Source organism: Kitasatospora sp. NPDC093679 (genome assembly GCF_040683455.1).
Taxonomy (GTDB): Bacteria; Actinomycetota; Actinomycetes; order Streptomycetales; family Streptomycetaceae; genus Kitasatospora; species Kitasatospora arboriphila.
The window spans coordinates 45,996-70,357 of record NZ_JBFBDW010000020.1 but is presented as its reverse complement, the minus strand read 5'-3'; the positions used below and the strand labels follow the sequence as shown (position 1 = coordinate 70,357).

General features: G+C 72.6%; 20 protein-coding genes and 1 riboswitch. Of the genes, 14 read left to right on the top strand and 6 right to left on the bottom strand.

Annotated elements, in window-relative coordinates; all coding sequences use genetic code 11:
• Window positions 1-6: 6 nt before the first annotated feature.
• Complete coding sequence (glgX, locus tag AB0O09_RS18650; protein WP_363542737.1) at window positions 7-2,253, bottom strand: glycogen debranching protein GlgX; 2,247 nt, start codon at window positions 2,251-2,253, stop codon at window positions 7-9.
• A 243-nt stretch (window positions 2,254-2,496) separates the two neighbouring features.
• Here glgX and AB0O09_RS18645 point away from each other — a divergent pair, with 243 nt between their 5' ends.
• The 4 genes from AB0O09_RS18645 to AB0O09_RS18630 all read left to right on the top strand — a co-directional run bounded on the left by AB0O09_RS18645 (window position 2,497) and on the right by AB0O09_RS18630 (window position 7,231).
• Entirely contained in the window at window positions 2,497-3,708 is a 1,212-nt protein-coding gene (locus AB0O09_RS18645; protein ID WP_363542736.1) for an Ig-like domain-containing protein, read from the top strand.
• Window positions 3,709-3,905: 197 nt separating this feature from the next.
• Window positions 3,906-5,201 (top strand): Ig-like domain-containing protein, encoded by a 1,296-nt coding sequence (locus tag AB0O09_RS18640; protein ID WP_363542735.1) that lies wholly within the window; start codon window positions 3,906-3,908, stop codon window positions 5,199-5,201.
• A gap of 185 nt (window positions 5,202-5,386) precedes the next feature.
• Entirely contained in the window at window positions 5,387-6,589 is a 1,203-nt protein-coding gene (locus tag AB0O09_RS18635) for an Ig-like domain-containing protein (protein ID WP_363542734.1), read from the top strand.
• A gap of 93 nt (window positions 6,590-6,682) precedes the next feature.
• Entirely contained in the window at window positions 6,683-7,231 is a 549-nt protein-coding gene (locus AB0O09_RS18630; protein ID WP_363542733.1) for an ATP-binding protein, read from the top strand.
• Window positions 7,232-7,519: 288 nt separating this feature from the next.
• Here AB0O09_RS18630 and AB0O09_RS18625 read toward each other — a convergent pair whose 3' ends face one another.
• From AB0O09_RS18625 to gcvT, 4 genes are all read right to left on the bottom strand, one after another.
• Window positions 7,520-8,902, bottom strand: a complete 1,383-nt coding sequence (locus AB0O09_RS18625) for an L-serine ammonia-lyase (RefSeq protein WP_363542732.1) — start codon at window positions 8,900-8,902, stop codon at window positions 7,520-7,522.
• Between the two features lie 209 nt (window positions 8,903-9,111).
• The gene (gene glyA, locus AB0O09_RS18620) at window positions 9,112-10,380 is read right to left on the bottom strand and encodes a serine hydroxymethyltransferase (RefSeq protein ID WP_363542731.1); all 1,269 of its coding nucleotides are present in this window, start codon (window positions 10,378-10,380) and stop codon (window positions 9,112-9,114) included.
• A gap of 77 nt (window positions 10,381-10,457) precedes the next feature.
• Entirely contained in the window at window positions 10,458-10,832 is a 375-nt protein-coding gene (gene gcvH, locus AB0O09_RS18615) for a glycine cleavage system protein GcvH (RefSeq protein WP_363542730.1), read from the bottom strand.
• 114 nt (window positions 10,833-10,946) lie between these two features.
• Complete coding sequence (gene gcvT / locus AB0O09_RS18610) at window positions 10,947-12,065, bottom strand: glycine cleavage system aminomethyltransferase GcvT (RefSeq protein ID WP_363542729.1); 1,119 nt, start codon at window positions 12,063-12,065, stop codon at window positions 10,947-10,949.
• A 186-nt stretch (window positions 12,066-12,251) separates the two neighbouring features.
• Window positions 12,252-12,354, bottom strand: a riboswitch (glycine riboswitch).
• A 116-nt stretch (window positions 12,355-12,470) separates the two neighbouring features.
• On the opposite strand from gcvT, the gene AB0O09_RS18605 reads away from it, so the two are divergent.
• The 7 genes from AB0O09_RS18605 to AB0O09_RS18575 all read left to right on the top strand — a co-directional run bounded on the left by AB0O09_RS18605 (window position 12,471) and on the right by AB0O09_RS18575 (window position 21,068).
• A complete protein-coding gene (locus AB0O09_RS18605; RefSeq protein ID WP_363542728.1) occupies window positions 12,471-13,262 on the top strand; it encodes an enhanced serine sensitivity protein SseB in 792 nt (263 codons plus the stop codon).
• A gap of 189 nt (window positions 13,263-13,451) precedes the next feature.
• Complete coding sequence (locus tag AB0O09_RS18600) at window positions 13,452-14,339, top strand: enhanced serine sensitivity protein SseB C-terminal domain-containing protein (protein ID WP_363542727.1); 888 nt, start codon at window positions 13,452-13,454, stop codon at window positions 14,337-14,339.
• Between the two features lie 589 nt (window positions 14,340-14,928).
• A complete protein-coding gene (locus tag AB0O09_RS18595; protein WP_363542726.1) occupies window positions 14,929-15,915 on the top strand; it encodes an ABC transporter permease in 987 nt (328 codons plus the stop codon).
• Between the two features lie 98 nt (window positions 15,916-16,013).
• Window positions 16,014-17,780, top strand: coding sequence for an ABC transporter substrate-binding protein (locus AB0O09_RS18590; RefSeq protein ID WP_363542725.1), 1,767 nt, complete (start codon window positions 16,014-16,016; stop codon window positions 17,778-17,780).
• 117 nt (window positions 17,781-17,897) lie between these two features.
• A complete protein-coding gene (locus AB0O09_RS18585) occupies window positions 17,898-18,896 on the top strand; it encodes an ABC transporter permease (RefSeq protein ID WP_363542724.1) in 999 nt (332 codons plus the stop codon).
• Complete coding sequence (locus AB0O09_RS18580) at window positions 18,893-19,954, top strand: ABC transporter ATP-binding protein (protein ID WP_363542723.1); 1,062 nt, start codon at window positions 18,893-18,895, stop codon at window positions 19,952-19,954. Before AB0O09_RS18585 ends, AB0O09_RS18580 begins: the two co-directional genes overlap by 4 nt.
• A 34-nt stretch (window positions 19,955-19,988) precedes the next feature.
• Entirely contained in the window at window positions 19,989-21,068 is a 1,080-nt protein-coding gene (locus tag AB0O09_RS18575; protein ID WP_344622894.1) for a dipeptide ABC transporter ATP-binding protein, read from the top strand.
• A gap of 159 nt (window positions 21,069-21,227) precedes the next feature.
• On the opposite strand, the gene AB0O09_RS18570 is transcribed toward AB0O09_RS18575, so the two are convergent.
• Window positions 21,228-21,830, bottom strand: coding sequence for a CGNR zinc finger domain-containing protein (locus tag AB0O09_RS18570; RefSeq protein ID WP_363542722.1), 603 nt, complete (start codon window positions 21,828-21,830; stop codon window positions 21,228-21,230).
• A 21-nt stretch (window positions 21,831-21,851) separates the two neighbouring features.
• Here AB0O09_RS18570 and AB0O09_RS18565 point away from each other — a divergent pair, with 21 nt between their 5' ends.
• The 3 genes from AB0O09_RS18565 (at window position 21,852) to AB0O09_RS18555 (ending at window position 24,033) form a co-directional block, all read left to right on the top strand.
• Window positions 21,852-22,301: a VOC family protein gene (locus tag AB0O09_RS18565; protein WP_344622897.1), complete on the top strand. Its 450-nt coding sequence runs from the start codon at window positions 21,852-21,854 to the stop codon at window positions 22,299-22,301.
• Window positions 22,298-23,110 (top strand): class I SAM-dependent methyltransferase, encoded by an 813-nt coding sequence (locus tag AB0O09_RS18560; protein WP_363542721.1) that lies wholly within the window; start codon window positions 22,298-22,300, stop codon window positions 23,108-23,110. Before AB0O09_RS18565 ends, AB0O09_RS18560 begins: the two co-directional genes overlap by 4 nt.
• Window positions 23,111-23,253: 143 nt before the next feature.
• A complete protein-coding gene (locus AB0O09_RS18555) occupies window positions 23,254-24,033 on the top strand; it encodes a ferritin-like domain-containing protein (RefSeq protein WP_363542719.1) in 780 nt (259 codons plus the stop codon).
• Window positions 24,034-24,362 lie beyond the last annotated feature (329 nt).

The following is a 24,362-nucleotide window of genomic DNA, read 5'->3' as shown; positions in this document are numbered from 1 at the left end:
CCGCGGTCAGTCCGGGGCGGGCGCCCGCAGCAGCTGCAGCGAGCGCCCGCCCAGCAGCACGCTGCCCGGCGCCGGGTGGTGCGGTCCCGGCCCGTCCGCCGGGGCCGCGGTGTCGACGACCGTCTCGTAGGAGTCCGCCCACGGCGCGCCGGGCAGCGCGAAGGGAACGGGCTCGGCACCGGCGTTCACCAGCAGCAGGAAGCTGTCGTCGGCGAGCGGCCGGCCCCGCTGGTCGCGCTCGGACATCGCACTGCCGGAGAGCAGCATGCCGAGCACCGCGGTCGGCGCGAACCAGTCCGCCTCGGTCATCTGCTCGCCGCGCGGGGTGAACCAGGCGAGGTCGCGCTGGCCGCCGGGCGCCGTCTCGCGCCCGGAGAAGAACGCCCGCTGGCGCAGCACCGGGTGGGCGCGGCGCAGCCGGACCAGCCGGGAGACCAGGTCGGTGAGCGAGGACCACTCCGGGTCGTCCAGCAGCGACCAGTCCAACCAGCCGGTCTCGTTGTCCTGGCAGTAGGCGTTGTTGTTGCCGTGCTGGGTGCGGCCGAGCTCGTCGCCGGCGGTGAGCATCGGCACGCCGCCGGAGAGCAGCAGGGTGGCGAGCAGGTTGGCCAGCTGGCGGCGGCGCAGGGTGCGCACCGCCGGGTCGTCGGTCTCGCCCTCGGCGCCGTGGTTCCAGGACCGGTTGTCGTCGGTGCCGTCGCGGTTCTGCTCCCCGTTGGCCTCGTTGTGCTTGCGGTTGTAGGAGACCAGGTCGCGCAGGGTGAAGCCGTCGTGCGCGGTGACGAAGTTGACCGAGGCGTAGGGGCGGCGGCCGCCGCGCTGGTAGAGGTCGGAGGAGCCGGAGAGCCGGTAGCCGAGCTCCCGGACGTCGGGTCTGGCGCCGCGCCAGAAGTCGCGGACGGTGTCCCGGTACTTGTCGTTCCACTCGGCCCACAGCGGCGGGAAGCCGCCGACCTGGTAGCCGCCCGGGCCGACGTCCCACGGCTCGGCGATCAGCTTGACCCGGCTGAGCACCGGGTCCTGGGAGACCGCGGCGAGGAAGGGGTGGTGCATCTCCACGCCGTCGTGCCCGCGGGCCAGCGCCGCGGCGAGGTCGAAGCGGAAGCCGTCGACGCCCATCTCGCCGACCCAGTACCGCAGCGAGTCGGTGATCAGCCGGACGACGTGCGGCTGCCGGGTGTCCAGGGTGTTGCCGCAGCCGGTGTAGTCGGCGTAGCCGCGGCGGCTGCGGTCGAGCCGGTAGTAGCCGCCGTTGTCGATGCCGCGCAGCGACAGCGCCGGGCCCATCACCCCGGCCTCGGCGGTGTGGTTGTAGACGACGTCGAGGATCACCTCGATGCCGGCCGCGTGCAGCGCCCGCACCATCCGCTTGAACTCGCCGACCTGGCCGCCGCGGCTGCCGGAGGCGGAGAAGCCGGCGTGCGGGGCGAAGTAGCCGAGCGTGTTGTAGCCCCAGTAGTTGGTCAGCCCGCGGGCCTGCAGGTGGTCCTCGCTGACGTGGTGGTGGACGGGCAGCAGCTCCACCGCGGTGACGCCGAGCCGGGTGAGGTGGGCGATCGCCGCCGGGTGGGCGAGGCCCGCGTAGGTGCCGCGCAGCTGGGGCGGCACCTCCGGGTGGCGCATGGTGAAGCCGCGCACGTGCACCTCGTACAGCACCGTCTCGGCCCACGGGGTCTTCGGCCGCTGGTCGTCGTACCAGTCGTCGTCGTCGTGGACGACCACCGCCCTCGGCACGTACGGCGCCGAGTCGCGGTTGTCGCGCACCGTGTCGGCGACGTCCGGCTCGGGCCAGCCGCGCACCGCGCTGCAGGTCGCGTCGTGGCTGGTGTAGTCGCCGTCGATCGCCCGGGCGTACGGGTCGAGCAGCAGCTTGGCCGGGTTCCAGCGGGCGCCCGTCCACGGGTCCCAGCGGCCGTGCACCCGGTAGCCGTAGCGGGTGCCGGGCAGCACGCCGGGCAGGTAGCCGTGCCAGGTCTGGAAGGTCTGCTCGGTGAGCCGGTGCCGGGTCTCGGTGCCGTCCTCGGCGAACAGGCACAGGTCGACGGCCTCGGCGCCGGCCGCCCAGAGCGCGAAGTTGGTGCCGCAGCCGCCGTCCGGGGCGGTGCGGAAGCGGGCGCCGAGCGGCTGCCAGCTGCCCGGCCAGGGGTCGGCGGGCGGCGCCGGCTGCGCGTCGGCGGCGCGTCCGGGCGCGGCCGCGGGTGGGCGGCCGGTCTCCCGGCGCGTACTCCGTGCCAGCTCCTGCCACGCCGTCATCGCCGCACCCTCCCTGCGCGGGGGTCCCGTACCCGCCCTCCAGTTGTTCCCTGATCGCGTGCAGGTGTCACGTGGCCGATCGTGTTGTGACGCTGGGTGAACGGGACGGCGTCCGCCGGGTGGCGCGCCGGCTCGTGTCCGGCGCCCCGCGGCCTCGTTTGACCGGGTGCCGGGCGCCTTGGGCGCGACGGCGCGCGGCCGACCGGAAGCGCGGCGGGAAGCGGCGGACCTGGAGGGACGAACATGCTCGCGGTGGCACGGCGCTGGGCGGTGGCGGCGGCGGCCGCGCTCCTCGCGCTGCCGACCGGCTGCACCGGCGGACCGGCCGGGGGCGGGGACGGCGGCCCGGCGGCCGGCCGGCCGCCGATCTCCCGCGCGGTGGTCACCGCGCTGCCGGCGGACGGCGCCCAGGAGGTGCACTCCGACGCCGAGGTGTCCGTCACCGTCGCCGAGGGCCGGCTGCTGTCGGTGCGGCTGGCCGACGACCGCGGGGTGGCGGTGCCCGGCCGCACCGCCCCGGACGGCTCCCGCTGGACCCCGGAGGAGCCGCTCGCCCCGGCCACCCCGTACACCGTCGACGCCCTCGCCCAGGACGCGGACGGGCTGCGCGCCGCCCACCACTCCGCCTTCGTGACGGCCGGTCCGGCGCACACCGTGGCCGCCCTCGTCACCCCGGAGGACGGGGCGGTGGTCGGGGTGGGGATGCCCGTCTCGCTGCGGTTCACCCGTCCGGTCGCGGACCGGCCGGCGGCGGAGCGGGCCGTCGAGGTGGCCGCCGACCCGCCGGTGCCGCTCGCCGCGCACTGGTTCGGCAACCGCCGCCTGGACGTCCGGCCGCGGTCCTACTGGGCGCCGGGCACCCGGGTGACCGTCACCCTGCGGCTGAAGGACGTGGAGCTGGCGCCCGGTGAGTTCGGTACCCAGGCCAAGGAGGTGGCGTTCACCGTCGGCCGGGCCCGGGTATCCACCGTCGACCTGGCGAGCAGCACCATGACGGTGCGCGAGGACGGGGTGCCGGTGCGCACCCTGAAGATCACCGCCGGCGGACCGCAGCACCCCACCTACCGGGGCGTCATGGTGGTCTCGGAGAAGTTCGAGGAGACCCGGATGAACGCCCGGACGGTCGGCCTCGGCGACGAGTACGACATCAAGGACGTCCCGCACGCGATGCGGCTGACCGACTCCGGCACCTTCGTGCACGGCAATTACTGGGCCGAGGAGGAGGTGTTCGGCGCCGCCAACACCAGCCACGGCTGCATCGGGATCGCAGACCGGCAGGGCGGTGACGCCGACTCGCCGGCCGGCTGGTTCTTCGAGCACACCCTGGTCGGCGACGTGCTGGAGGTGCGCGGCGACACCGGCGCGGTCGTCCAGCCGTCCAACGGCCTGAACGGCTGGAACCTGCCCTGGACGGCCTGGCTGCAGGGCAGCGCACTGGGTCCCGCACCGCGCTGACCTGCACCCGGTGATTCACCGAACCGGCACCCCCCACCTGCGGAAGATTCACTCATCCGGGGCAGTTATCCTGGCGTGCCGCGCGGGCCGGGGGCTCTTCCCCGTCGGCGGCGCGCGGAAGAAGTCCGACCCCCGGTGAAACCGACCCGGGCGCGGATGCGTGTATCCAGCGTGGATACCGGGAGGGGAGCAACCGAGTGAAGCCGGTTCAGGCGGCCGAGGCCGCGATAGTCAGAGGTGCGGCCGGGACGGGCCGCACCGGTCGTACCGCACGCACCGCGGCCGTCGCGCTGGCGATGGGCGGCGTGCTGCTGTTCACCGCCGCCTGCAACGACGGCGGCTCGGGCGGATCCGGCGGTTCGGCCGCCGCGGGCGCCTCCGGCGGTGCGAGCGGCGCGGCCGGCTCGTCCGGCGGCTCCACCACGCAGGCCGCCCCCAAGGCGTCCGCCGCGGTGCTCACCGTCAGCGCCAAGGACGGCGCCACCGACGTCCAGCCGGGCGGCTTCACCGTGACGGTCGCGAGCGGCAAGCTCACCTCCGTCGAGCTGAAGGACAAGAACGACAAGGCGGTCGCCGGCACCATCGCCGCCGACGGCCTCAGCTGGAAGCCGAGCGCGCCGCTCGCGGTCGGCATGGCCTACACCGTCAACGCGCAGGCCAAGGACGACGCCGGTCTGCCCGCCGCGATCTCCTCCGGCTTCACCACGCTGTCCCCGGCGAAGAAGGTCGCGACCAACGACAACATCGCCGACAACGGCACCTACGGCGTCGGCATGATCGTCTCGGTGGCGTTCAGCAAGCCGGTCAAGAACAAGGACGCCGTCCTCAAGGGCATCACCGTCGAGGCCAGCGACGGCACCGTCGTGAAGGGCCACTGGTTCGGCTCGCAGCGCCTGGACATCCGCCCGGCGGAGTACTGGAAGCCCGGCACCAAGGTGACGGTCAAGTACCGGCTGAAGAGCGTCGAGGTCTCCCCGGGCGTCTACGGCGACGTGGACCGCGACGAGCCGTTCACCATCGGCCGCTACCAGGTCAGCACCGTCGACGCCGCCAAGCACGTGATGACGGTGGCGAGCGGCGGCGGCGCCACCAAGAGCATCCCGATCACCGCGGGCAACGACCAGAACCCGTCCTGGAACGGCACGATGGTCATCTCCAGCAAGGAGAAGGTGACCCGGATGAACTCGGCCACCGTGGCCAACGTCAAGGGCGACGAGTACGACGTCCCGGACGTGCCGCACGCGATGCGCCTCACCACCACGGGCACCTACGTGCACGGCAACTACTGGGGCAACGCCTTCGGCAAGTCCAACGCCAGCCACGGCTGCATCGGCCTGAAGGACGTCAAGGGCGGCAGCGAGTCCTCCTCGGCGGGCACCTTCTTCAACAGCTCGCTGGTCGGCGACGTGGTGAAGATCGTCAACTCCAAGGGCCGCACGGTCTCCCCGGACAACGGCCTCAGCGGCTGGACGCTCCCCTGGAGCAACTGGTAGGCCGCACGCCCTCCGGACACCCGGTGACCCCGCCGACGGCCCGGCCGCTCCCCGCGAGCGGCCGGGCCGTTGCGGGTTCGTGACCGGATCGTCGCGCTGCGGGCCGCAACTCCGGCCCCGCCCGGAGCGTGTATTCGGTGGGTGCCGCGACGGGGAGTGCGCGGCGGGGACGGAGGGGGACCGGCATGGGGTCCGTGCGCAGAGGTCTGACGGCGGGTCTGCTCGGAGGAGCACTGGTGCTGGCGGCGGCGGCCTGCGGGCCGTCCGGGTCGCCGGGGGGCGCGGCCTCCGCCGCGGGGACGACGGCAGCCCGGCCGCGGCCCACCGTCCCGGCGGCGGTGGTGACCGTCGAGCCGAAGAACGGCGCCACCGACGTCAAGCCGTCCGGGGCGCTGAAGGTCACCGCGACCGGCGGGAAGCTGACCTCCGTCAAGGTGACCGGCGGGGACGGCCGGGAGGTGCCCGGCACGCTCGCCGCGGACGGCCTCGGCTGGACGCCCGCCGCCGCACTCGCCGTCTCCGAGCGGTACCGGGTGACGGCGCAGGCCACCGACCCGAACGGACTGGTGACCACCGCCGAGAGCACCTTCGGCACGCTCACCCCGGCCAGGACGACCGGTGCCTACAGCAACGTGGACGACGGGCAGACCTACGGCGTCGGCATGATCGTCTCGCTGCGCTTCCGCAAGGCGGTGCAGAACCGCGCCGAGGTGGAGCGCGCGGTGGTCTTCGAGACCTCCGACGGCACCGCGGTGAAGCCGCACTGGTTCGGCGACGACCGGGTCGACTTCCGCCCGGCGGAGTACTGGAAGCCCGGTACCAGGGTGACGGTGAAGTACCGGCTGAAGAGCGCCGAGCTCGCCCCGGGCGTCTACGGCGGCAAGGACGGCGAGGAGCACTTCACCGTCGGCCGCTCCCGGGTGAGCACGGCGGACGTCGACACCCACCGGATGACCGTCGTGGAGAACGGGCGGACGGTGGACACCGTGAAGTTCACCGCGGGCAAGGCCGGGTTCGACAGCTTCAACGGCACCATGGTCATCGAGGAGATGGCCCGCAGGACGCGGATGTCCTCCAACGGCGTCAGCGGCATCAAGGCCGGCGACGAGTACGACCTCGACGACGTGCCGCACGCCATGCGGCTCACCGACACCGGCACCTACGTGCACGGCAACTCCTGGGCGATCGGCTCGATGGGCCGCTCCAACGCCAGCCACGGCTGCATCGGCATCGCCGACACCCGCTACGGCAGCGACGGCACCGATGCCGGCCGCTTCTACGACGCGTCAATGATCGGCGACGTCGTCACCGTGGTGAATTCCGACGGCCCGCGGGTGTCCGGCGAGAACGGCCTGAGCGGGTGGAACGTGCCCTGGACTGCCTGGTAGGCCCGTCCGGCGTGCCGCTGTCATATGTCCCCCGCCGTGATCGTTTGCTCATTGTCCGTACGCGCCCGCATGCGTTCCGCAATGATGGGCGCCATGGCGGGATGGCGTGAGGCGGACCAGGCGTCGAATCGGATGCTCGGCACGGCCGGTGACGACGCGTCGGCCGGCCGCGGCCTCGCGCTGGCGGCCCTGGAGCGGCTGACCGCGGACGAGCTGGAGCAGGCCGCCTTCGAGCTGCTGCGCGACCCGGCGGCCCAGGAGGAGGTGCGGCTGCCCTCCCGCCCCGAGTCGGCCGGGATCGCCCGCCGCCTGGTCGTCGCCGTGCTCGGCGCCTGGGAGCTGGTGCAGCAGCTGGACACCGGCGAGTTACTGGCCGGCGAGCTGGTCGCCAACGCCGTGCGGCACGCCGGGGGGCGCACCGTCGGCCTGAAGATGACCCGCCGGCCGGGCTGGGTGCGGATCGAGGTCCGGGACTCCTCGCGGGCGCTGCCCTGCCTGATCGTGGCGGCCGAGCGCGGCGGGGCGGAGAACGGCCACGGGCTGGTGCTGGTCGACGCGGTGTCGGACCGCTGGGGCGCGGACCTGCTGCCGCGCGGCAAGTCCGTCTGGTGCGAGCTGAGGGTGCGCGAGCGCGCCGCCTGACGCGGCGGGCCCGGGTGCCCGGACATGAGCAGGGCCCCCGTTCCGCTCGGTGTGCGGTGTCGGGGGCCCGTGCGCGTCACCGCGCGGCCAAGGGGGTGCGCGCCGTGCGGTGGGAACGGCCGAACCGGGTCGGTGGAGGCCGTGGAATGCCTCCACTGTCGCATGCCGGAGCCGGTCTGGACAAATCGATCCAAAGGTGCAGACCCCTCGCAACCTTCGAAGACTTACCAAACCCGGATGAACAGCCTATGAATACCTGCCATCAGGCCGGGCTTCCACCCGGCCCGGTCAGCACTCGATGACGTTCACGGCGAGGCCGCCGCGCGAGGTCTCCTTGTACTTGATCTTCATGTCGGCGCCGGTCTCCTTCATGGTCTTGATCGCCTTGTCGAGGGAGACGTGGTGCCGTCCGTCGCCGCGCAGCGCCATCCGCGCCGCCGTGACGGCCTTCACCGAGGCCATGCCGTTCCGCTCGATGCAGGGGATCTGCACCAGGCCGCCGACCGGGTCGCAGGTCAGGCCGAGGTTGTGCTCGATGCCGATCTCCGCGGCGTTCTCGACCTGCTCGGGGCTGCCGCCGAGCACCTCGGCGAGGCCGCCGGCCGCCATCGAGCACGCCGAGCCGACCTCGCCCTGGCAGCCGACCTCGGCGCCGGAGATCGAGGCGTTCTCCTTGAAGAGCATGCCGATCGCGCCGGCCGCCAGCAGGAAGCGCACGATGCCCTCGTCGTCGGCGCCGGGCACGAAGTTCAGGTAGTAGTGCAGCACGGCCGGGACGATGCCCGCGGCGCCGTTGGTCGGCGCGGTGACCACCCGGCGGCCGGAGGCGTTCTCCTCGTTCACCGCCATCGCGTAGAGGGTCACCCACTCCATCGCGTTGGCCGGGCCGATGCCCTCGGCACGCAGCGCCCGGGCGGCCGAGGCGGCCCGGCGGCGGACCTTCAGCCCGCCCGGCAGGATGCCCTCGCGGCCGAGCCCGGCCGCGACGCACTCCTGCATGACGTGCCAGATCTCCAGCAGCCCGGCCCGGATCTCGGCCTCGCTGCGCCAGGCCTTCTCGTTCTCCAGCATCAGGCCGGAGATGGACAGGCCGGTCTCGCGGGTGAGCCGCAGCAGCTCCTCGCCGGTGCGGAAGGGGTAGCGCAGCACGGTGTCGTCCGGCTTGACCCGGTCGGCGCCTATCGCGTCCTCGTCGACGACGAAGCCGCCGCCGACCGAGTAGTAGGTCTTCTCCAGGACGGGCGCGCCGGCCCCGTCGTACGCGGCCAGGGTCATGCCGTTGGCGTGGTACGGCAGCGAGCGGCGGCGGTGCAGCACCAGCTGGGTCGCCGGGTCGAAGGCGATCTCGTGCTGGACGTCCTTGTCCTGGGCGAGCAGCCGCAGCCGCTTGTCGCGCTGGATGCGCTCGACGTCGAGGTCGGCCTGGTCGACGTCGACGGTGCGCGGGGAGTTGCCCTCCAGGCCCAGCAGGACGGCCTTGGGGGTGCCGTGGCCGTGGCCGGTGGCGCCGAGCGAGCCGAAGAGCTCGGCCCGGACGGAGGCGGTGCTCTCCAGCAGCCCCTCCGAGTGCAGGCGGCGGGCGAACATCCGGGCCGCCCGCATCGGGCCCACGGTGTGGGAACTGGACGGCCCGATGCCGATGGAGAAGAGGTCGAAGACGCTGATGGCCACGGGGGGACGTCCTTGTCTGGTCTCGTGGAAGGACTTGCTGGGTGACACGGAAGGGGGCACCGCGCGCACTGTCCAGTGTGCGCGGTGCCCCGGAATTCCTGGTGTCCGGCCGGGGTGAGGCCGGTCACCGGGGGACGAACCGCCGAGACCGGCCGGCGATCGGGGGCGTCGCGCTCCGATCGCCGGTCGGTCCTACCGCGGGGTGCGGATCACAGCTCGGGGTAGAGCGGGTACTTCGCGGCGAGCGCGGTCACCCGGGCCTTGAGCGCGGTGGCCTTGGCCTCGTCGAAGCCGGGCAGCAGGGTCTCGGCGATGACGTCGGCGACCTCGCGGAAGTCCTCCGCGCCGAAGCCGCGGGTGGCCAGCGCCGGGGTGCCGATGCGCAGGCCGGAGGTGACCATCGGCGGGCGGGGGTCGTTCGGCACCGCGTTGCGGTTCACGGTGATGCCGACCTCGTGCAGGCGGTCCTCGGCGTCCTGGCCGTTGAGCTCGCTGTTGCGCAGGTCGACCAGGACGAGGTGCACGTCGGTGCCGCCGGAGAGCACCGAGACGCCGGCGTCCACGGTGTCCTGGCGCAGCAGGCGCTCGGCCAGGATCTTCGCGCCCTCCAGGGTGCGGCGCTGGCGGTCCTTGAACTCCTCCGAGGCGGCGACCTTGAAGGCCACGGCCTTGGCGGCGATCACGTGCTCCAGCGGGCCGCCCTGCTGGCCGGGGAAGACCGCGGAGTTGATCTTCTTGGCCCACTGCTCCTTGCAGAGGATGACGCCGCCGCGCGGACCGCCCAGCGTCTTGTGGGTGGTGGTGGTGACCACGTCCGCGTACGGCACGGGCGAGGGGTGCAGGCCCGCGGCGACCAGGCCGGCGAAGTGCGCCATGTCGACCATGAGCAGCGCGCCGACCTCGTCCGCGATGCGGCGGAACTCGGCGAAGTCCAGCTGGCGCGGGTAGGCGGACCAGCCGGCGATGATCAGCTTGGGCTGGTGCTCCTTGGCGAGGCGCTCGACCTCGGCCATGTCGACCTGACCGGTCTTCTCGTCGACGTGGTACGCGGCCACGTTGTAGAGCTTGCCGGAGAAGTTGATCTTCATGCCGTGGGTCAGGTGGCCGCCGTGCGCCAGGTTCAGGCCCAGGATGGTGTCGCCCGGCTGGATCAGCGCGAACATCGCGGCGGCGTTCGCCTGCGCACCGGAGTGCGGCTGGACGTTGGCGTGCTCCGCCCCGAACAGCGCCTTCACCCGGTCGATGGCGATCTGCTCGGCGACGTCGACGTGCTCGCAGCCGCCGTAGTAGCGCTTGCCGGGGTAGCCCTCGGCGTACTTGTTGGTCAGGACCGAACCCTGGGCCTCCATGACCGCCACCGGGGCGAAGTTCTCGGAGGCGATCATTTCGAGGGTGGTCTGCTGGCGGTGCAGCTCGGCGTCGACCGCGGCCGCGATCTCCGGGTCGAGCGCGTGCAGGGACTGGTTCAGAACCGTCATGAGGTGGGGTCTCCCCGTGGAGCGAAGGGCTGGAGCGGGGCGGCCGCCGCACTGCGGCCGCCCCGTTGGGCGGGCGGTCAGCCGCCGATGAACGCGGTGTACGCCTCGGCGTCGAGCAGCTCGTCGGTCGCCTCAACGCGGACCTTGAACAGCCAGCCATCCTCGAACGGGGAGCTGTTCACCAGGGCGTTGTCGTCGAGGACGGCCTGGTTGACCTCCACGACCTCGCCGGTGACGGGCGAGAACAGGTCGCTGACCGACTTGGTGGACTCGAGCTCGCCACAGGTCTCACCGGCGGTGACGCCGTCACCGACCTCCGGGAGCTGGACGTAGACGATGTCGCCGAGGGCGTCGGCCGCGTGCGCGGTGATGCCGATCGTCGACACCCCGTCCACGGCGGCGGTCAGCCACTCGTGCTCCTTGGTGTACTGCAGGTGCGTGGGGTTGCTCATGGCGTCATTCTCCAGGATCGCAAGAGGGAGGGGCGTGGCCGTCCGCTGAGCGGACCGCCCCGGGCAGGACGGTTGCAGGACGGTTCAGGACGGTGCTGGGAGCGGCGGGGGCGCTCAGCGGGCGCGCTTGTAGAACGGCAGCGCCACGACCTCGACCGGCTCGGCCTTGCCGCGCACGTCGACCGCGACGGCGGTGCCGGGCGCGGCGTGCGCCGCGTCCACGTAGGCGATGGCGATCGGCTTGCCGAGGGTGGGGGAGGGCGCGCCCGAGGTGATCCGGCCGATGGGGTTGCCGTCGGCGTCGACCACCGCGTACTCGGCGCGCGGCACCCGCTTGCCCTCGGAGACCAGGCCGACCAGCTTGCGCGGCGGCGCGGACTCGGCCTCGGCGGCCGCCTGCTCCAGGGCCTTGCGGCCGACGAAGGCGCCCTCGTTGGTGGTCTTGTCGAAGCGCACCACGCGGCCGAGGCCGGCGTCGAACGGGGTCAGGTCGGTGGACAGCTCGTGGCCGTACAGCGGCATGCCCGCCTCCAGGCGCAGCGTGTCGCGGCAGGACAGGCCGCACGGCACCAGGCCCTTGTCGGCACCGGCCGCGGTCAGCGCCGACCACAGGTGCTCGGCGTCGGCCGGGGCGCAGAAGACCTCGAAACCGTCCTCGCCGGTGTAGCCCGTACGGGCGAGCCAGACCTGCCTGCCGGCGACGGTCGCGGGCAGCAGCGCGTAGTACTTCAGGCCGGGCAGGTCGGCGTCGGTCAGCGAGGCGAGGATGCCGTTCGCCTCCGGGCCCTGGACGGCGATCAGCGCGTAGGCGTCGCGGTCGTCGCGGACGACGGCGTCGAAGCCCTCGGCGCGCTCGGTCAGCGCGTCCAGCACCACCTGGGCGTTGGAGGCGTTCGCGACCACCATGTACTCGTCCTCCGCGGTGCGGTAGACGATCAGGTCGTCGAGGATGCCGCCGTCCTCGCGGCAGATCATGGTGTAGCGGGCGCGCAGCACGCCCAGCGCCGAGATGAAGCCGACCAGCGCGTGGTCCAGCATCTCGCCGGCCTGCGGGCCGGAGACGGTGATCTCGCCCATGTGCGAGAGGTCGAACAGACCGGCCTTCGTGCGGACGGCGAGGTGCTCCTCGCGCTCGCTGCCGTAGCGCAGCGGCATGTCCCAGCCGGCGAAGTCGGTCATGGTGGCACCGAGCGAGCGGTGCAGCGCGTCGAGCGCGGTGAGGCGGAGGGACATGACGGCAGGACTCCTTGGCTGCTCTGCGGGCACACGGGCGACCCTCCCGCCCGGAAACGGGCAGGACGGCGGATGGAGTCTCCCCGTCTGTCGTCAACAACCTGAGAGCTTCACCGCCACCTCAAGGATGGCGGCTTGCACCGTGGGTGGGCGCACGGCGCGGCCGTGTCCACTTTCCAGATGTGCCTCGCCCGTGCGGTATGGGTGCCTGAGAGATTCCGGGGAGGACTTGCTCCTTCGGCGCCGGCCTCGCCCCTGTGGGCGTTCCGGACTCTCCCGCGCGGGTTCGAGCGGCCAGTATGAACTTGGAGGGTCGAGCGCGCTCATCATGGCATGCCGCCGGGCCTGATGGGAGAGGGGGCGGCCCGCTAGGCTCTGTGCAGGGGACGAGCGAAGGGGCCGTACATGGGGTATCCGGCGGGCGAGGCACAGGCGTGGGCCGCACCCGGCACGGCGCCGGAGGGCGGCACCTGGCCGTCCAACGAACTGGAGCAGGTGCTCACCGCCGCGCTCGGCGACCCCGGCGCCACGCCCCGGGTGATCGAGGTGCTCGCCCGCAGCCAGGTGTGGATCCCGCTGCCGGCCGGCGCCGACCCGCAGGGCACCTCGCTGGACCTGCCGACCATCGAACTCGCCGGCACCCCCTACGTGCCGGTGTTCTCCTCGCAGGAGCAGTTCCTGCAGCACGCCCCGGGCATGGCGTTCGCGATCGCACCGGTGTGGGAGTTCGCCCGCGGGCTCCCGCTCGGCATCGGCATCGCCGTCAACCCGGAGGCGCCGGTGGGCATCCCGGTGCCGCCGGAGGGCGTCGGCGAGCTGCGCCGCGGACCGCAGGGCGACCGCACCGCCGGCGAGGTCGCCGAGGGCGCCTCGGTGGCGCTGCGCGAGCCCGAGCCGCACCAGGAGCCGTACGCCTTCCTCGCCGCGGCCACCTCCGAACTGTCCCGGCTGCCCGGCGTGCTGACGGCCCGTCGGGCGCTCGCCCGGGTGGAGGCGGACGCCCCGCAGCTGTACGTCGGGATCCAGCTCGACCCGGCCGGGCCGGCCGATCCGGTGCAGGTCAACGAGGCGCTCGGCCGCGCGCTCGGAACCGCGCCGCCGCCGTGGGGCGTCCACCTGGTGCTGCTGGACATGGCCGACGACCCCGTCGTCGAGTGGCTGCTGACCTGCGTGGCGCCCTTCTACGTCCGGGCGTGACCGCCGGTCCGGCCGGCCCGGGCGCCTGCCGGCGGGACACCGGCGCCGCCCGGGGGCATCACGAGGGGGTATGCGGCATGACGCCTGTCGGCCGCGCGCAATAGGGTGCTGCCCGGCAGTGGGCACGAGCGGCGGAAGACGGAACAAGACGGGGCACGGCGACGTGAGCGAGCGGAGCGAGGCGGGCGCATGAGCGCGGCAGCGGCAGGCGGCGGGCCGGGCCCGTGGGGCCAGGCACCCGTGGCACCGCCCGGCGGTGACCCGGGCGCCATCGAGCGCGCCCTCGGCGCGGTCGTCCCGGAGCGCTACGACGCGTACGAGAACCTGCTGCGGGCGCTCGCCCAGGGGCAGGTCTGGATGCTGCTCTGGCACGGCACGCCCGGCAGTCCGGACGCCCAGTACGGGAACATGGACATCGGCGGGCACGGCTACGCCCCCGCCGTCACCTCGGCCGAGCAGCTCGCCGCCAGCGGTTGGGCCCGCGCCCACGAGGTGATCTCCGGCCAGGAGATCGCCGCCGCGCTCTTCCGCACCCGCTGGGGCCTGTGGCTGAACCCGCACGCCCCGGGCGGCGGCGTCGGCGTCCCCTGGGCCGACCTGAGACGCATCGCGGTCGGCCTGGACCGGCTGCCGGCCGGTCCGCTGCGGATCTCCGAGCCGCGGTTGAACGCGCCGCAGTTCTACGGGCTGCTGGAGCAGCAGGCCGTGCAGACCCGTCCGCTGCGCTCGCTGCGCCAGGCGTGGGTGCAGCCCGCGCTGGGCGAGGCGTACCTGGCCGTCGGCCTGGACCTGTACGACAACTCTCCGCCGTCGGTGGAGGCCGCCCGCGCCCTGGTGCAGCGGGCCGCGCAGCTCGCCCCGGAGGGGCTGGCGGTGTCGACGGTCGCGATGGCGGACGAGTTCGACCCGGTCGCGATGTGGATGCGGGCGAACGCCCGGCCGTTCTTCGACCGCGACACCCAGTTCGGGCACCCGCAGGGCGCGGCTCCCTACCCGCCCTACGGTTACTCTCCGCAATCGGCGCCGGGTCCGCAGCCGTGGCCCCAGCAGCCGTGGCCGGGCTACCCCGGCCGCTGATCCTTTCCCTTTCCCTCCCCTTTACCCGCCCTTGTGGCGACCGTCCGCCAGCGGCGGGTCATGCCCAGGTGGTGGCGGTTTCCCGCCGTTGGCGGGCTTCCGTCAGTACCCGTCTTGACAGGCTTGTTTCAGCCGTGTGAAGAGGCGTATTCGCGGTCACAACGGGCTGCATGCCGACAGATCACAGTTAGGCATCCTTCGGTTGCCCCCTCTGGCGGAACCTCTCCCCGATGACAGAGAGTGCTGCCCACGGCCAGTGCGCGAGCCGATCCCCACAAAGGTGATCGCGCCCTGGCGACGCCGAACCGCGCGATGTGCATGCCGCGCACTCCGGCACCACGCAGGACCCGCAGTACCCCCGCAAACGCCGTGATCCGCCGCCCCGGCCCCGTGCCCGGACGGCAGGCTCCGGCACCCCGAAAACGAACTCTGCACCGCCGCACCGGCGTACGGAACCACCGCACCGCTCTGCACCGCACCTGTCGCGAACTCCGGACCGCACCGGGGTCCGGGCCCTGATCGGGCCCGGGTCGCCCCGCCGGACCGGGCCGTGGGCCGGCCACCGTCGGCGAGGGGAACGAACTGACTCATGACCACACCCACCGAGACCACCGGCTCCGCCCGGCCCGAGGCCGCACCTGCCGCCCCGGCCAAGCGCATCCAGGGCCGCTCTCCGGGCCGGATCGCCTGGGACCGGCTGAAGCGTGACAAGGTCGCCCTCGCGGGCGGCACCGTGGTGCTCCTGCTGATCCTCGCCGCGATCTTCGCGCCGGTGCTGACGGCGCTGTTCGGCCACCCGGTCGACGAGCCCCACCCGGACCAGATCAACCCGGACCTCGGCCTCCCCAGGGGCGCGTTCGGCGGCATGAGCGGCGACTTCCTGCTCGGCGTCGACCCGACGTTCGGCCGCGACGTCTTCAGCCGGATCCTCTACGGCGCCCAGATCTCGCTCACCGTGGCCTTCCTCGCGGCCGGCGTGTCCGTCCTGATCGGCGTCGTGCTCGGCGCCGCGGCCGGCTACTTCGGCGGCTGGGTCGACGCGGCGATCAGCCGGGTGATGGACGTGCTGCTGGCCTTCCCGCAGCTGCTGTTCTCCATCGCGCTCGTCTCGGTCATGCCGAACTCGCTGCTCGGCCTCGGCGGCACCGCCCTGCGCATGGGCATCCTGGTCCTGGTCATCGGCTTCTTCGGCTGGCCGTACATCGGCCGCATCGTCCGCGGCCAGGCGCTGTCGCTGCGCGAGCGGGAGTTCGTGGACGCCGCCCGCAGCCTCGGCGCCGGCAGCATCCACATCCTCTTCCGCGAGCTGCTGCCGAACCTGGTCGCCCCGATCCTCGTCTACACGACGCTGATCATCCCCACCAACATCCTCAGCGAGGCGGCGCTCAGCTTCCTGGGTGCCGGCGTGAAGCCGCCGACGCCCTCCTGGGGACAGATGCTCTCCGAGGCGACCCGGATCTACCAGGCCGACCCGACCTACATGGTCGTCCCCGGTCTCGCGATCTTCGTCACGGTGCTCGCGTTCAACCTCTTCGGCGACGGCCTCCGGGACGCGCTCGACCCCAAGGGCAACTAGCCCTCCCTCTCCCCCCACATACCAGGCAGGTCCCTCTCAGCCTGCCCACCCCCGGCGGACCGTTCGTGCCCGCACATCACCAGGAGGACTCCGTACCCATGAAGCGCAACAGGACACTTGCCGCAGCTTCCCTCGTGGCTGCGCTCGCCCTGACCACCGCGGCCTGCGGCGGCACCAAGGGCGGTGGCACGAGCGACAGCGCGAGCAAGGGCTCGGCCGGCTTCAACGCCGCGGTTGACAAGGTGCTGAACCCCTCCGACAAGAAGGGCGGCAACCTCAACCTCTGGACGAGCACCGACGTCGACTCGCTCGACCCGGGCCGTGCCTACTACGCCTCGGTGTGGAACTTCGAGCGCTACTACGCCCGCACCCTCCTGGCCTTCGACGCGAAGCCGGGCAAGGACGGCCTCAAGCTCGTTCCGGACCTGGCGGCGAACCAGCCGGCCGTGTCCTCCGACGGCAAGACCTACACCTTCCACCTGAAGCAGGGTCTGAAGTTCGAGGACGGCTCGCCGATCACCTCGAAGGACATCAAGTACGGCATCGAGCGCATCTTCGCGCAGGACGTCGTCTCCGGCGGTCCGACCTACCTGATCCAGTCCCTGGACCAGGGCCAGAACTACAAGGGCCCCTACACCGACACCGACCCCAACAAGCTGGGTCTGAAGTCGGTCGAGACCCCGACCGACACCACCATCGTCTTCCACCTGGCGAAGGCCGACTCGTCCTTCCCGTTCCTGCTCGCGATGGGCTCCGCCTCGCCCGTCCCGCAGAAGCTGGACACCGGTGCGAAGTACGGTGACAAGCCGGTCTCCTCCGGCCCCTACAAGTTCTCCAAGGTCGAGCCGGGCAAGGGCTACGAGCTGGTCCGCAACGAGAACTGGGACCCGGCCACCGACCCGTTCCGCAAGGCGCTGCCGGACACCGTCAAGCTGACCGTCACCTCGAACGCCGACGACATGGACGCCCGCCTGCTGGCCGGCTCCGTCGACATCGACTTCGGCCAGACCGGTCTCTCCCAGGCCGCCCAGGTCAAGGTCCTGCAGGACGAGAAGCTGAAGGCCAACACGGACGACCCGTACAACGGCTTCATCCGCTTCATCGCGCTGAACCAGAAGGTCGCCCCCTTCGACAACATCCACTGCCGCAAGGCCGTGCTGTACGCGGCCGACCCGACCGCGCTGCAGACCGCCCGCGGCGGTTCGGTCGCCGGCTCCACCTACGGCAACATGCTGCCCCCGAACATCCTCGGCTCGGACGACTACGACCCGTTCGGCCTGACCGACGGCAAGGCCGACCTGGAGAAGGCCAAGGCCGAGCTCAAGGAGTGCGGCAAGCCCGAGGGCTTCACCACCACGATCGCCGTCCGCGGCAACAAGGCCAAGGAGGTCAACTCGGCCGTCGCGCTGCAGACCGCCCTCAAGGCCATCAACGTGACGGTGAACGTCGACCAGTACGACGGCAAGCTGCTCGCCTCCGTCGCCGGTGCGCCGGACGTCGTCCACCAGAAGGGCTACGGCCTGATCGTCGCCGGCTGGGGTGCCGACTACCCGAACGGCGCCGGCTACATGCAGCCCCTGATGGACAGCCGCTTCATCACCAAGAACGGCAACAGCAACTACCCCGAGACCTCCGACCCGGCGGTCGACAAGCTCTTCGACGACGCCGCCGCCCAGACGGACCCGGCCAAGGCCGCCGAGCTCTACAAGCAGATCAACCACAAGGTCGTCGACACCGCGGTGTGGCTGCCGGTCGTGGCCGACAAGGCGCTCAACTACCGCAACCCGCGCCTGACCAACGTCTTCATCAACGACGCGTTCGGCGAGGTCGACTTCCAGGCCCTGGGCGTCTCCGACGGCAAGTGACCTGACCCGCCCGCAATCGTAGTTCGCACAGCTAGTCCGAAGGGCAGGTGAAGGCTCCGCCCGGGTCGGCCGGCGTCCCCACAGGGACGCGGCCGGCCCGGGGCGGGGCCGACCGCAGTGCTCGTATATCTCATCCGACGGCTCGTCAATGTCGTCGCCATGCTGCTGGTGGTCTCCGCGGTCACCTTCGGCATCTTCTTCATGGTGCCGAAACTGACCGGGACCGACCCCGCGCTGCTCTACGTCGGCAAGATCGCCGACAAGGTGGCCGTCGAGGGTATCCGACACAAGATGGGCCTCGACAAGTCCATCGTCGAGCAGTACTTCCTGTTCCTGAAGGGCCTGTTCGTCGGGCGCGACTACAGCACCGGCGTGGACGTCACCCACTGCTCCGCGCCGTGCTTCGGTTACTCCTTCAAGACCGAGCAGGAGGTGTGGCCCGTCCTGCTGGACCGACTGGGCGTCACCGCCTCGCTCGCCGCCGGCGCGGCCACCCTGTGGCTCGTGTTCGGCACCGCGACCGGCGTCGTCTCCGCACTGCGCCGCCGCACCCTGCTGGACCGCTTCACCATGACGACCGCCCTGGCCGGCGTCTCGCTGCCGATCTACTTCACCGGCATGCTCGCCAGCGCGATCTTCGTCTACCAGCTCGGCTGGTTCCCGCACGACTACGTGAACCTGGGCGACGACCCGGTCGCGTGGTTCCAGAACCTGGTGCTGCCGTGGGTCACCCTGGCGTTCCTCTACGCCGCGACCTACGCCCGCCTCACCCGCGCCACCCTGCTCGAGGTGCTCGGCGAGGACTACATCCGCACCGCCCGGGCCAAGGGCCTCGGCGAGCGGACGGTCATCGGCAAGCACGCCATGCGCTCCACCCTCACCCCGATCCTCACCGTCTTCGGCATGGACCTGGGCGCCCTGATCGGCGGCGCGGTGCTCACCGAGTCGACCTTCAACTTCCGTGGTCTGGGTTACGAGGCGGTCTCCGCGGTCAGCTCCAGCGACCTCCCGGTGATCATGGGTGTCACGCTCTTCGCCGGCTTCTTCATCATCATCGCCAACCTGCTGGTTGACGTGCTGTACGCCGTTGTCGATCCTCGGGTGAGGCTGGCATGAGCAAGACCCTGAACACCACCAAGCCCTCCGCCTTCCTCTCGGTGCGCGACCTGCGGGTGCACTTCCCCACCGAGGACGGACTGGTCAAGTCGGTCGACGGCCTCACCTTCGACCTGGAGAAGGGCAAGACCCTCGGCATCGTCGGCGAGTCCGGCTCCGGGAAGTCCGTCACCTCGCTGTCGATCATGGGCCTGCACCGCACCGGCACCAAGCGCGGCGCCCCGCGGATCACCGGCGAGGTCTGGCTGGACGGCGAGGAGCTCGTCGCCGCCGACCCCGAGCGGGTCCGCAAGCTCCGCGGCCAGAAGATGGCGATGATCTTCCAGGACCCGCTGACCGCGATGCACCCGTACTACACGGTCGGCGCGCAGATCATCGAGGGCTACCGGGCCCACCACCCGGGTGCCACCAAGAAGCAGGCGCGCACCCGCGCGATCGAGATGCTCGACCGGGTCGGCATCCCGCAGCCGGACAAGCGGGTGGACGCCTACCCGCACGAGTTCTCCGGCGGCATGCGCCAGCGTGCCATGATCGCGATGGCCCTGGTCAACGACCCGTCGCTGCTGATCGCGGACGAGCCCACCACCGCCCTGGACGTCACCGTCCAGGCGCAGATCCTGGACCTCATCCGGGACCTGCAGAAGGAGTTCGGCTCGGCCGTCATCATTATCACGCACGACCTCGGCGTGGTGGCCGAACTGGCCGACGACATCCTGGTGATGTACGGCGGCAAGTCCGTGGAGCGCGGCCCCGCCGAGTCCCTCTTCGAGGCGCCCGAGCACCCCTACACCTGGGGCCTGCTCGGCTCGATGCCCCGGCTCGACCGGGAGCTCCAGGACCGGCTGATCCCGGTCAAGGGCACCCCGCCGAGCCTGATCAACGTGCCGTCCGGCTGCGCCTTCCACCCGCGCTGCCCGTACGCCGAGCTGACCGGCGGCCGGTCCACCTCCGAGGTGCCCGTGCTGGCCGAGGCCGCCCCCCGGCACCTCGCGGCCTGCCACCTGCCGATCGCCGAACGGCACCGGATCTTCGCCGACGAGATCGCGCCCCGGCTGTGACCCGGCCGCCAGCAACACACTCAGGAGACAACCGATGACGGATTCGAAGACGGCGGCGATCCCCGCACCCGCGCCCGCCTCCGACCGTCAGCCCCTGCTCAAGGTGACCGGGCTGACCAAGCACTTCCCGATCACCAAGGGGCTGCTGCGCCGCCAGGCCGGCGCCGTGCGCGCCGTGGACGGCCTCGACTTCGAGGTCCGGCCCGGCGAGACCCTCGGCGTGGTCGGCGAGTCCGGCTGCGGCAAGTCCACCATGGGCCGTCTGGTGACCCGTCTGGACGAGCCCACCGGCGGGAAGATCGAGTTCGAGGGCACGGACATCACGCACCTCGGCGTCTCGGCGATGCGCCCGCTCCGCCGGGACATCCAGATGATCTTCCAGGACCCGTACTCGTCGCTGAACCCGCGGCACACCGTCGGCACCATCGTCGGCGCGCCGTTCCGGCTGCAGAAGGTGGCCACCGAGGGCGGCGTCAAGAAGGCCGTGCAGGAGCTGCTGGAGCTCTGCGGCCTGAGCCCGGAGCACTACAACCGCTACCCGCACGAGTTCTCCGGCGGCCAGCGCCAGCGCATCGGCATCGCCCGCGCGCTGGCCCTCAAGCCGAAGATGATCGTGGCGGACGAGCCGGTCTCCGCGCTCGACGTGTCGATCCAGGCGCAGGTGGTCAACCTCCTCGACGACCTGCAGAACGAGCTGGGCCTGACCTACCTGATCATCGCCCACGACCTCTCGGTCGTCCGGCACGTGTCGGACCGCGTCGCGGTGATGTACCTCGGCAAGATCGTCGAGATCGCCGACCGCGACTCGCTCTACAGCGTGCCGATGCACCCGTACACCAACGCGCTGATGTCGGCGGTGCCGACGCCGGACCCGCGCCGCAAGGAGCGCCGCGAGCGCATCCTGCTCACCGGTGACGTGCCGTCGCCGCTCAACCCGCCGAGCGGCTGCCGCTTCCGGACCCGCTGCTGGAAGGCGCAGGACGTCTGCGCCACCCAGGAGCCGCCGCTCGTCGCCGCGCGGCCGGGCCACCAGGTGGCCTGCCACTTCCCGGAGAACGACGACCTGTCGGTCGGCACGCGCAAGCCGGGCATCCACGCCCAGCGCGGCCGCTGACCCGCAGGGTCCGTCCGGAGCAGTACCCCACCCGGCCCGGGTGCCTGATCCAGGCACCCGGGCCGAGGCGTTCCAGGGCGCCGGTCACCGCGGCCCGGTGCGGCGGGGTGCGCGGGACGCCGATCCGTCAGCCGGCGTCGCGGGTGCGTCCGCCGGGCGTCAGTCGTCTCCCCGTGCGGTCTGCCGGGCGCGCAGCGCCCGGACCTTCTGCCGGTTGCCGCAGCGCTCCATCGAGCACCAGCGCCGCCGGCCGGGCCGCGAGGTGTCGACGAAGTGCAGTTGGCAGTCGTGGGCGCCGCAGACGCGGATCCGGTCGGCGTACGGGCCGGTGAACAGCTCGACGGCGTCCCGGGCGACCGCGGAGAGCACCGCGCCCGCGGTGGTGGGCGCGGGTCCGGCGCGCCGTCCGTCGGGGCCGATCCGGGGGACGGGCGGGGGAGCGGCGGCGGCCCGGTTGACCGCCGCGTAGTCCTCGGGGGCGCCGGGGAGGCCCTCGGCCCTGGCCTCGGTGAGCCGCCAGAGCGCGTCGCGCAGCTCCCGGGCGGCGGCCACCCCGGCCTCGTCGACGGCGACCTCGCCGGTGTCCAGCCGGCAGGCGGCGATCCAGTCGGCGAGGTCGGCCGGCCGGTGCAGCACCTCGTAGCGGGCGTACGCGCCGGGCCCGCCGGTGGGCAGCAGCTCCAGGCAGAGCGCGCCGGGGTCGAAGCGGTGGGAGGTGCCGTCGGGGTGGTTCAGCACGAGTCCGGTTGCGGCGTCGTCCATGTAACCACTATAACCGGTGGCATGACTCTCGACTACAAGATCGTCGTGGACTGCGCGGACCCGCACCGCCAGGCCGCGTTCTGGGGCGAGGCCCTCGGCTACCTCGTCGAGGACAACAGCCCCGTCGTGGAGCGGCTGATCACCGGCGGCATGCTGCCCGCCGAGGCCTGGACGGTCGTCGACGGCCGCAAGGCCTTCAAGGCGATGGCCGCCGTCCGGCACCCCGAGGACCCCTTCGACCCGGCCACCGGCATCGGCCACGGCCGGCGCCTGCTCTTCCAGGCCGTCCCCGAGGCCAAGACCGTCAAGAACCGCCTCCACCTCGACCTGCACGCCGGGCCCGAGCGCCGTGAGGCCGAGGTGGACCGGCTGGTCGCCCTGGGCGCCACCGTGCTCGCCCGGATCGACGAGCCCGGCACCAGGCACGTCACCCTCGCCGACCCCGAGGGCAACGAGTTCTGCGTCCAGTGAGCGGCGCAGGGGCGGCGGACTTCGCCGCGTTCGAACGGCGCGGCTGGGCCGCCCGCAGCACCACCTACGGCGAGGGCTTCGGCGCGATGACCGCCGGGGCCCACCCGGCCCTGCTCGACGCCGTCGGCGCGGGCCCCGGCACCCGGCTGCTGGAGGTCGGCTGCGGCACCGGCCGGCTCGCCGCGCTCGCCCTGCGGCGCGGCGCCGACGTGACCGCCACCGACGCCGTCCCCGAGATGGTCGAGGCCGCCGCGGCCGCGCTGCCCGGCGCCCGGGTCGAACGGGCGGCCCTGCCCGGACTCCCGTACCCGGACGGCCGGTTCGACGCGGCGGTCGGCGCCTTCGTGATCAACCACGTGCCCGACCCGCCCGCCGCCGCGGCCGACCTCCACCGGGTGCTCGCCCCCGGCGGCCGGCTCGCCCTCTCCTGCTGGGACACCCTCGCCGCCAACCGGGCACAGGGCCTGGTCTTCGACGCCGTCCGCGCAGCCGGCGGCCCGCCGCCCGCCGGACTCCCCGGCGCCGCCCCCTTCACCCGGTACGCCTCGCCCGACGGCCTCGCCGCCCTGCTCGCCGGCGCAGGCTTCACCGGGGTGTCGGTCGACCGGGTCCGCTGGACGCACCGGGTCGACCCGGCCGACTGGTGGCGGCACGTCCTCGGCGGCACCGTGATCACCGCCGCCCTGGTCGAGGGCCGCCCGCCCGAGGAGATCGACGCGATCCGCACCGAGTACCTCCGGCTGGCCGCCCCGTACGCCGCCCGGGGCCTGCCGGTCGCCGCACTGGTCGCCACCGGAACCCGCGGCTGAGCGGCCCCGGGCGGCGCGGGTCCTTCGTCCGGACCAGTGCCGCCCGGCCTGCTGTTGCGGGCGCCCGGGAGGCTGCGTTCACTGACGGTGTTCGGATCCGATCGACGACGGCGCCTGCCCGGCGGCCGGGGGAGGTGGGCCAGATGCTCTCCGCACGCAGCCTGTTCCAGGAGATCCACGACAACGACGACTCGTTCCGGCTGTTCTGCAGCATCGCCGCCAAGGGCGAGGACCAGGGCGGCTGGGAGAACGGGCGGATCTCCAAGCTGGTCTCCGACCAGGTCCTCGCCCCCAAGATCGCCCGCCACGGCGCCGACGAGGACAAGCACGGCCGGATCTTCAACGCCCTGCTCCACAAGCGCGGCCTCGCACCGGTCGACGTCCCCGACGACACCGACTACACGATGATGCTGGAACGCCAGGGCATCGGCCTCGCCCACACCAGGCTCAAGCGCGACGAACCGCTCACCCAGCAGGACGTCATCACCTACCTCGCGCACAGCCGGGTCACCGAGCAGCGCGCCGCCGAGCAGATGCAGCTGCTGAAGAAGGTCTTCGGCGACCACCCGGTGGTCGGCCGCGCGGTACGGATGATCTCCAACGACGAGGACAACCACCTCGCCTTCTGCCACGAGGAGCTGCTGCGCCTCGCCGCCGAGGGCCACGGCAGGGCGATCCTGACCACCCTTCAGCGGACCGCGCACGCCGAGATCCGCACCTACCGCGACGTCAGCCTCGCCGTCATGGCGCACATGGGGGCGATCCTCCGCTGGCCGCGCGCCAAGTCGGCGGCGCTCGCGGCCGGCATCCACGGCGTCTACCTCTACGAACGCGCCCTCGGCTGGCGGCGGATGACCACCCTGGCGATGCCCGAGCGGCGCAACGCCCTCGGCGGCCCGGCCCCGCAGGAGTCCTTCGCCTGACCCGATCGGGCGAAGGACCGAACCGCCCGACGGCGGGGTGCCGCCTTCCGTGCCGTGCAGCCGGAGCCGCACCTCGCCGTCGACGTGCTCGCCGCCGACGTGGTCGTCGACCTCTCCGACGTGGTCCGCGGGCGGGAGTCCCCGGCCCTCAGGTGGCGTGCCGACATGATGGGCAGGTCCCGGAAGAGCCGCGCGTACGGCGACTGCACCGGGTCCCGGCCGAGCACCGCCTGCTCGCCGGCGGCCGGTTCGACGGTGCCGGTCGGGAACCCCGGCCGCAGCAGTGCGTACGGCGTCAGGCAGCCGCGGCGGACCGGCTGCCGCCCGTT

What these genes read in the sequence shown, in the direction of transcription:
- glgX (WP_363542737.1), bottom strand. Translation starts at nt 2,253, where the DNA reads ATGACGGCGTGGCAGGAGCTGGCACGGAGTACGCGCCGGGAGACCGGC.
- AB0O09_RS18645 (WP_363542736.1), top strand. Translation starts at nt 2,497, where the DNA reads ATGCTCGCGGTGGCACGGCGCTGGGCGGTGGCGGCGGCGGCCGCGCTC.
- AB0O09_RS18635 (WP_363542734.1), top strand. Translation starts at nt 5,387, where the DNA reads ATGGGGTCCGTGCGCAGAGGTCTGACGGCGGGTCTGCTCGGAGGAGCA.
- AB0O09_RS18630 (WP_363542733.1), top strand. Translation starts at nt 6,683, where the DNA reads ATGGCGGGATGGCGTGAGGCGGACCAGGCGTCGAATCGGATGCTCGGC.
- glyA (WP_363542731.1), bottom strand. Translation starts at nt 10,380, where the DNA reads ATGACGGTTCTGAACCAGTCCCTGCACGCGCTCGACCCGGAGATCGCG.
- gcvH (WP_363542730.1), bottom strand. Translation starts at nt 10,832, where the DNA reads ATGAGCAACCCCACGCACCTGCAGTACACCAAGGAGCACGAGTGGCTG.
- gcvT (WP_363542729.1), bottom strand. Translation starts at nt 12,065, where the DNA reads ATGTCCCTCCGCCTCACCGCGCTCGACGCGCTGCACCGCTCGCTCGGT.
- AB0O09_RS18605 (WP_363542728.1), top strand. Translation starts at nt 12,471, where the DNA reads ATGGGGTATCCGGCGGGCGAGGCACAGGCGTGGGCCGCACCCGGCACG.
- AB0O09_RS18600 (WP_363542727.1), top strand. Translation starts at nt 13,452, where the DNA reads ATGAGCGCGGCAGCGGCAGGCGGCGGGCCGGGCCCGTGGGGCCAGGCA.
- AB0O09_RS18595 (WP_363542726.1), top strand. Translation starts at nt 14,929, where the DNA reads ATGACCACACCCACCGAGACCACCGGCTCCGCCCGGCCCGAGGCCGCA.
- AB0O09_RS18590 (WP_363542725.1), top strand. Translation starts at nt 16,014, where the DNA reads ATGAAGCGCAACAGGACACTTGCCGCAGCTTCCCTCGTGGCTGCGCTC.
- AB0O09_RS18580 (WP_363542723.1), top strand. Translation starts at nt 18,893, where the DNA reads ATGAGCAAGACCCTGAACACCACCAAGCCCTCCGCCTTCCTCTCGGTG.
- AB0O09_RS18575 (WP_344622894.1), top strand. Translation starts at nt 19,989, where the DNA reads ATGACGGATTCGAAGACGGCGGCGATCCCCGCACCCGCGCCCGCCTCC.
- AB0O09_RS18570 (WP_363542722.1), bottom strand. Translation starts at nt 21,830, where the DNA reads ATGGACGACGCCGCAACCGGACTCGTGCTGAACCACCCCGACGGCACC.
- AB0O09_RS18565 (WP_344622897.1), top strand. Translation starts at nt 21,852, where the DNA reads ATGACTCTCGACTACAAGATCGTCGTGGACTGCGCGGACCCGCACCGC.
- AB0O09_RS18555 (WP_363542719.1), top strand. Translation starts at nt 23,254, where the DNA reads ATGCTCTCCGCACGCAGCCTGTTCCAGGAGATCCACGACAACGACGAC.